The 6,991-nt window shown below is 36.4% G+C and carries 4 protein-coding genes and 1 pseudogene; all 5 read left to right on the forward strand.

Annotation, left to right across the window (positions count from 1 at the left end):
* Positions 1 to 1,052: pseudogene (locus P8M54_RS04185) on the forward strand (TonB-dependent receptor); the annotation flags it as partial.
* A gap of 43 nt (positions 1,053 to 1,095) precedes the next feature.
* Positions 1,096 to 2,619 (forward strand): RagB/SusD family nutrient uptake outer membrane protein, encoded by a 1,524-nt coding sequence (locus P8M54_RS04190; protein WP_300285536.1) that lies wholly within the window; start codon positions 1,096 to 1,098, stop codon positions 2,617 to 2,619.
* Positions 2,620 to 2,629: 10 nt separating this feature from the next.
* Positions 2,630 to 3,751 (forward strand): hypothetical protein, encoded by a 1,122-nt coding sequence (locus P8M54_RS04195; RefSeq protein ID WP_300285538.1) that lies wholly within the window; start codon positions 2,630 to 2,632, stop codon positions 3,749 to 3,751.
* A gap of 114 nt (positions 3,752 to 3,865) precedes the next feature.
* On the forward strand, positions 3,866 to 5,266 hold the full coding sequence (locus P8M54_RS04200) for an endo-1,4-beta-xylanase (protein ID WP_300285540.1): 1,401 nt from the start codon (positions 3,866 to 3,868) through the stop codon (positions 5,264 to 5,266).
* Positions 5,267 to 5,346: 80 nt separating this feature from the next.
* The coding region (locus P8M54_RS04205; RefSeq protein ID WP_300285542.1) for a glycoside hydrolase family 3 N-terminal domain-containing protein at positions 5,347 to 6,991 on the forward strand (1,645 nt) is incomplete at its 3' end.

A 6,991-nucleotide genomic window follows, 5' to 3' on the forward strand; every position in this document is an offset into this window, starting at 1 on the left:
AATGGGAATCATTAAAATCTTTGAACGCAGGATTTGAAGTTGGATTAGTTGACAACAAAGTTAAACTTGACTTTGACTATTACATCAAGAGATCATCAGATTTTTTAACGAAACAAATTAATGATGAGTCGAATCAAAGTGCCTTAAATTTCTTTTTGAATACAGGTGAAATAGTAACTAAAGGGGTTGATATTAGCTTAAACACTACTAATATTGAAACTGCTGATTTTAGTTGGAACAGTTCAATAATATTCTCAAAGTATAACAATGAGCTTACTAGCTTTCAAGGCTTAGGTAAATCTTTACTAGGAAAAGTTCAATTCGACTTGTACACTATTACTAGAACAACTGAGGGGCAGCCCGTAGGTCAATTCTATGGGTATATCACCGATGGGATTTTTAGAAATGCCAAAGATTTGCAAGAAGGGCCTATACAAGAAGCTGGAACTGGGATAGGAGATATTCGATTTAAAGATCTTGATGGTGATGGAGAAATTACAGCTAGAGATCAAGCGCCTATTGGTAGTGCAATTCCTGATTTTACTTATGCCATTACAAACAACTTTAAATATAAGAATTTTAATCTTTCTGTTGTTTTACAAGGAAGTCAAGGAAACGAAATTTACAATTTTACCCGTCATTACATTGATGGTATTTATCCCGGTTTTGGAGATCGATACGGTAATGTAAGCACTCAAGTAAACAACGCTTTTGAGGTGGGTGTGAATGAAAACACGAATGTACCTCGAATTACACTTAATGACCCTAACGGAAATGGTAGGATTTCAGATCGTTTTGTTGAAGATGGCTCTTACTTAAGAATTCAAAATGTTTCTTTTGGATACGATCTACCTACTGAGATATTTGGTAAATCTATTTTTACTAAGGCTAAGATTTATTTAAATGTTCAAAACTTACACACCTTCACTAAATATTCTGGATTTGATCCTGCCTTAGGGAATTTAGATCAAAATGTAATTTTAAGTGGAATTGACTTAGGAAGGTACCCAGTTCCTAGAACAACATCAATAGGAGTTAATTTAGAATTTTAATAAAATAACCATAAAAAATGATTTTAACGTTAAAATAATAGTTATGAAAAAGCAATTTAACCACATTGTGATAGTATTACTGCTGGCAATAGTATCATTTACTTCTTGTACGAATGAGTTTTTAGATGCTCCGTCCGAGAATCAATTAACAGCCGCTGATTTACCAGAAGGAATCACTCCTTTTGATGGTATTGCTGAGAGCTTATATTTCAAGCCTTGGTTTACCTTTAATGACAAGTTTCTTATTGCGGTGGGAGACATGTATGCGGGAAATGCCTTTACCTTTGATGGAGCTTATTCTCAGTTTAAAGATGGACAAGTAACGTCACAAAATCCAATACTTACAGAGGGATATGTTTCTCTATTTTCAGTTGTTGATCAATCGAATAATTTGATGAAACTAGTCGAAGAGAGAAAAAGCGATTTACCGGAGGCTTCCTATAAAAATTCAATCGCCATTTCTCGATTCATGAGAGCGAACGCTTACTTTTATTTAGTCCGCACTTTTGGTGCAGTTCCAATCGTTGACAGAGCAGGAACAGCAGCGCAGCCAAAGAGGAATTTAGTAGCTGATGTTTACAAATTTATAAAGTTAGACTTGCAATATGCAATAGAGAACTTACCAGAAACATCTGCTAAAAAAGGGTATGTAAACAAAACAGTCGCTATGGGAATCATGGCTAAAGTTCATTTGACTTTGAATGAATATGCTGAATGTGCCGCTTTGACGCAACAAATTATGGGACGTCAATATTCATTAGTTCAAGATTACTCAACTTTATTTAGTAGCCCTGAAAATAATAATAGTAGCGAGAGTATGTTTGCCTTACAGTGGAAAGCTATCGCAACACAATGGGGTACTCAAAATACAAATCAAGCCTATATTGTTCCTGCAAATTCAGGTATTACTGGCGGAGGAGATGGTTGGGGAGTGTACTTGCCTTCGGTATCGTTAATTTCTAATTTTGAACCTAATGACGCTAGGAAAAAAAGTACGATCATGACCGAAGGGGACTTTTATCCTGAATTACTAAAAAATAGTGGCGGATTCACCTACAAGAAAGTGTTGTCTTCTACGGGAGCTAATTTTAGAAAGTATATTGTAGGATCAGCAGCTGAAAGGAATGATGTGTTTTTTATGAGAACTTCACAAAACACAAATATACTTCGATATGCTGATGTATTATTGATGCATGCCGAAGCGGTTTTAGCAGGAAATTCTTCTACCACTGTTGGATCAGCCTTAAACGCGTACAATGAAGTGAGAAAAAGAGCAGGCTTACCTACAAAAACAATACTTACAAGAGATGATTTGTTCAAGGAAAGAAGAATTGAATTTGCTCTTGAAGGACAGTACTTTTTTGATTTAAAACGTCGTGGATTAAGTGAAGCCTCTGCTATTGTTTCACAACAAGAAGTTGGTTTTTATTCTGATGATGCTAGAACTGATTTAATTTCTAGAAAAATCACGCCAGGAGCTAACTATTTTGTTTTACCTCTTCCTCAATCGGCAATAGATACAAATCCTTCGTTGCTAGAAGCTCCAGTTCCTTATAACTTCAACTAATTCAAACACAATGATCAAAACAATTAAATATACCTTATTATCACTTTTTGCTTTTTCTGTTTTTACAAATTGTCAAAAAGACGATGTAGTCATAGCTGAAGTAGAGGCTATGGTTTCGGAGCCTGGAGATTTACTTAATCAAACCTTTCCTCTAAATAAAATTAGAGTAGAAGGAAATGGTTTGGAAGGCTTACAGAAAATTACACTAGACGATAAGATAAATGTGAGTTTCAACCCAACTTATAATTCTGATAAATCATTTATTTTCACGATTCCATTTGATGACAAATTAGGCAGTCGATTTGGAGTTCAACCGATAACATTTGTTACAGGAAAAGGATCAGTTACAAAGAATATCGAAATCTTGCAACCTGTGCCAACTATTGTAAAAACAAATCCAGCAGTTGCTAAACCAGGTTTCAGTTTGGAGATTGAGGGTACTTGGTTTTATAACGTTAGCGCAGTAAAGTTGGGTGGAACTTCGATACAATACACAGTTGCTTCACCTAATACCATAATTATAAACCTACCTGCAAATGCAGTATCAGGCTCAGACCTTGCTATTACCACTCCAGGTGGAACCGTTAAAAAAACAATCCAATTCGAAACAGTCGTTCTTGTTGCTGATTTTGATGGAGGAGGTACTAGACCAGGTACTGGATGGAATGCTTATGGAGATGTTGCTACTTTTAGTGCCAATACAAGTGGAGGACCAACAGGTAATTACGCGTCATTTTCATGGGCTGGATCCCAAGCTAACGGCTATAATGGAAGTAGCGGCGGAAACGGAGGGGGTCCCGGTGTTAGTTTTTTAAACAGCACAAGTACTGATGCTTCAAGAGCATTTATTGATATCGATGTAAGTGCATCTGTATCAGGAGCTAATTTTGCCATTCAGTTAAATACTATAGATAATGTTAATTATGGCTATAACTTTAAAGTCACTGATATTAATTGGGCTACAAAAACTATTAAAATTACTGATTTCAAAGATAATTATGGATATGGGGGCAATGCGGCTACTACTTTAGATGTATCCAAAATTAACGAAATTAAAATTGGAGTTGTTCAAGGAGATTCTCCTAATCCTACTACTATTAAATTCGATAATATCAAAGTGCGTTATCAGTAAGTAGCTTGTCGGTAATGATTCTCTTCAATAGAATAGCAAGAAATGGAGCTAATTAATTCCGATCCGAAAGTTGATCTACTGATTTGAAACAGTTTAGAAAAATAAAATAATTGTATGAAAAATAAATTTTTACTAGTTGTAACTAGCCTTTTCTTCTTCCTAAATTCCTGTGCTAAGGATGATAAATTAATGGAAGCAAATTTAAGTAACCCAATTGCAAATCCGGCGAAGGACATAACTGACGGTGGTTTTCGTGCCAAATGGAATTATGTTTCTACGGCGCCAAAATATCTATTAGACGTATCAAAGTCACCAAATTTCACTGATTTCGTTACCAACTATAATGCAAAGGTAATTACGGATCTTAATGAGTTGGTTGTAGGATTAACTGCAGGAACCCGTTATTACTACCGTGTTCGTGCTCAAAGAGATTCGATGATCTCAGGGTACTCCAATGTAATTACCGTGATCACGACAGGAACGAGTAGTATTCCTGAAGATCCCACTTTCTTGAAGGTTAAAGCAAATAAATTAGCCAATCCTTTTTTAATTGGAATGGCGATAAAGGCGAATCAGTTAAATGCGGGTAGCCAATACGACCTAATATTGAGAAATGAATTTAGTAGTATTTCAGCTGAGTACGAAATGAAAATGGATCAAATTTCGACAGCTAGTGGCGTGTACAACTGGACAGTTGCAGACAAAATTGTTGCTTACGGAAATACAAATGGGATCAATGTACACGGTCATGCACTTGTGTGGCATAACTCTGTTCCATCATGGTTAGCAAATTATACTGGTACTGATGCGGCATTTGCTTTAGAAGTGAAAAAATACATTACTGATGTGGTAACACATTATAAAGGAAAAGTAAAATCATGGGATGTTGTCAACGAAGCTGTAGAAGATGATGGTACAATGCGTAATACCGTTTTCTTAAGAAGAATGGGACCTAATTACGTTAATGATTGTTTTAAATGGGCTCGTGAAGCAGCAGTTGCTGCAGCGGATACACAATTATTGCTTTTTTATAATGATTATGCAACATCAGATAACATCAAAAAGCAAAATGCTGCCTATACAATAATTGATGGTTTGGTAGCAAATAAGTTGATTGATGGAGTTGGCTTTCAAATGCATAATACCATTTTTGCACCAACTAAATCACAAATAGAAATAGATATCAATCGCGCTGTTTCAAAAGGACTTAAAATTCATATTTCGGAGTTAGACATGCAAGTAAATCCAGGTAATGCACCATCTAATTTAACGGCAACTTTTACCAATGAACTGCGATTTGCTCAAAAAGATAAATACCAAGAAATTGTAAAGATTTATAATGCACTTCCTGCAGCTAACAAATACGCTTTAACGGTATGGGGAATGAAGGACAATGAATCTTGGATTCCATTCAATGCTGAATTGAATCACCCTGGTAATGATTGGCCTTTATTGTATGATGCTAATTTTGGACTTAAAAGTGCTCATACTGGTTTTTTACTAGGTTTAGATTAATTAATTAATTAAAAAAGATAAACAGCCTATTCATTAGGCTGTTTTAATTCCCCTTATATTTTAAATTCCCAATTATGATAATGAGAAAGAAGTTCGCTCTCGTATGTCTCTCTGTATTGGCATTTGCGTGTCATAGTACTAAAGTAGCTGTTCATAAAGACGTAAATAAATCATTTGAAGAAAGAGCAAAATACATCGTTTCTCAAATGACATTAGAAGAAAAGGTATCTCAAATGAGTTATACCTCGCCAGCAATTGACCGTTTAGGTATTCCTGAGATGAACTGGTGGAACGAAGCTTTGCATGGTGTTGCAAGAGCAGGAACAGCGACCGTTTTTCCTCAAGGAATCGGGATGAGTGCAATGTGGGACCGTAATCAAATGTTTCGAAATGCCAATGCAATTTCAGACGAAGCACGTGCAAAACACCAAGAATTTGTGAGCCGTAATAAAAGAGGGATTTATCAAGGTCTGACTTTTTGGACACCAAACATCAATATTTTTAGAGATCCAAGATGGGGTCGCGGAATGGAAACCTATGGAGAAGATCCTTATTTAACGGGTGAACTTGGTGTGCAATTTGTAAAAGGGTTACAAGGTGACGATCCTAAATATTTGAAACTGGTGGCTACAGCAAAGCATTTTGTTGTACACAGTGGACCAGAAGGGGAGCGTCATAGTTTCAATGTCAATCCAACTTCTTTTGACATGCTGAACACCTACAGTCCGCAATTCGAAAAAGTGATAAAAGAAGGACATGTATATTCTGTTATGTGTGCTTACAACAGTTTTGAAGGCTTGCCATGTTGCGGAAACAAACAGTTAAGTGATTTGTTGCGTGAAAAATGGGGTTTCAAAGGCTATGTAGTTTCTGACTGCTGGGCTGTAAAAGACTTTTATGACAAAGGCGCTCACGAAGTGGTTTCTACTCGTGAAGAGGCAGCTGCCATGGCTGTAAAAGCAGGAACCGATTTGAACTGTGGCGATTCTTATCCAGCATTAGTAAAAGCGGTGGCGCAAAATTTAATCAGTGAGGCTGAGCTTGCTGTTTCTCTGGAACGATTAGTGGTGGCTAGAATGCGCTTGGGACTTTTTGCTCCAAAAGCTGCTGTGAAGTTCGAAAATATTCCGTTTAGCGTGGTGGATTCAGAGACACATAGATTGTTAGCTTTAGAATCAGCTAGAAAGTCAATGGTTTTATTGAAAAACGAAAATAATACGTTACCATTAAGCAAAAACCTTAAAAAAGTGGCTGTCATAGGACCAAATGCCAATGATATCGACGTGCTTTTGGGTAATTATAATGGGTATCCATCCAATGGAATTACGCCGTTTATGGGAATCAAAAACAAACTTCCAAATGCCGACGTTAAATTTGCACAAGGTTGCAGCGTTGCACAAGGTTTGCCAAATTTAGAAGCTGTTCCTGCTTCGGTTTTATTTACAGATCAATCGCTAAAAGCAAATGGTCTTCAGGCAGAATATTTTTCGAATACAAACTTTGAAGGTACTCCTGTACACACACGTATTGACCAAAACATTGATTTTACATGGAAAGTTACAGCACCATTTACAGATATGGCTTATGATAAATATTCTGTACGTTGGACAGGATATATGTCGGTGCCAGAATCAGGACAATATGCTCTTGGTGGCGAAGCGTTCTCTGGAATGAAATTGTACTTAGACGGTAAATTAATTACAGAAAGAGAAGATGTTCACGAAC

Origin of the sequence: Flavobacterium sp. (genome assembly GCF_029242675.1) — a bacterium.
Classification (GTDB): domain Bacteria; phylum Bacteroidota; class Bacteroidia; order Flavobacteriales; family Flavobacteriaceae; genus Flavobacterium.

Bases quoted from the DNA above. Each gene is read 5' to 3' on its own strand.
- P8M54_RS04190 (WP_300285536.1), top strand. From the start codon at position 1,096: ATGAAAAAGCAATTTAACCACATTGTGATAGTATTACTGCTGGCAATA.
- P8M54_RS04195 (WP_300285538.1), top strand. From the start codon at position 2,630: ATGATCAAAACAATTAAATATACCTTATTATCACTTTTTGCTTTTTCT.
- P8M54_RS04200 (WP_300285540.1), top strand. From the start codon at position 3,866: ATGAAAAATAAATTTTTACTAGTTGTAACTAGCCTTTTCTTCTTCCTA.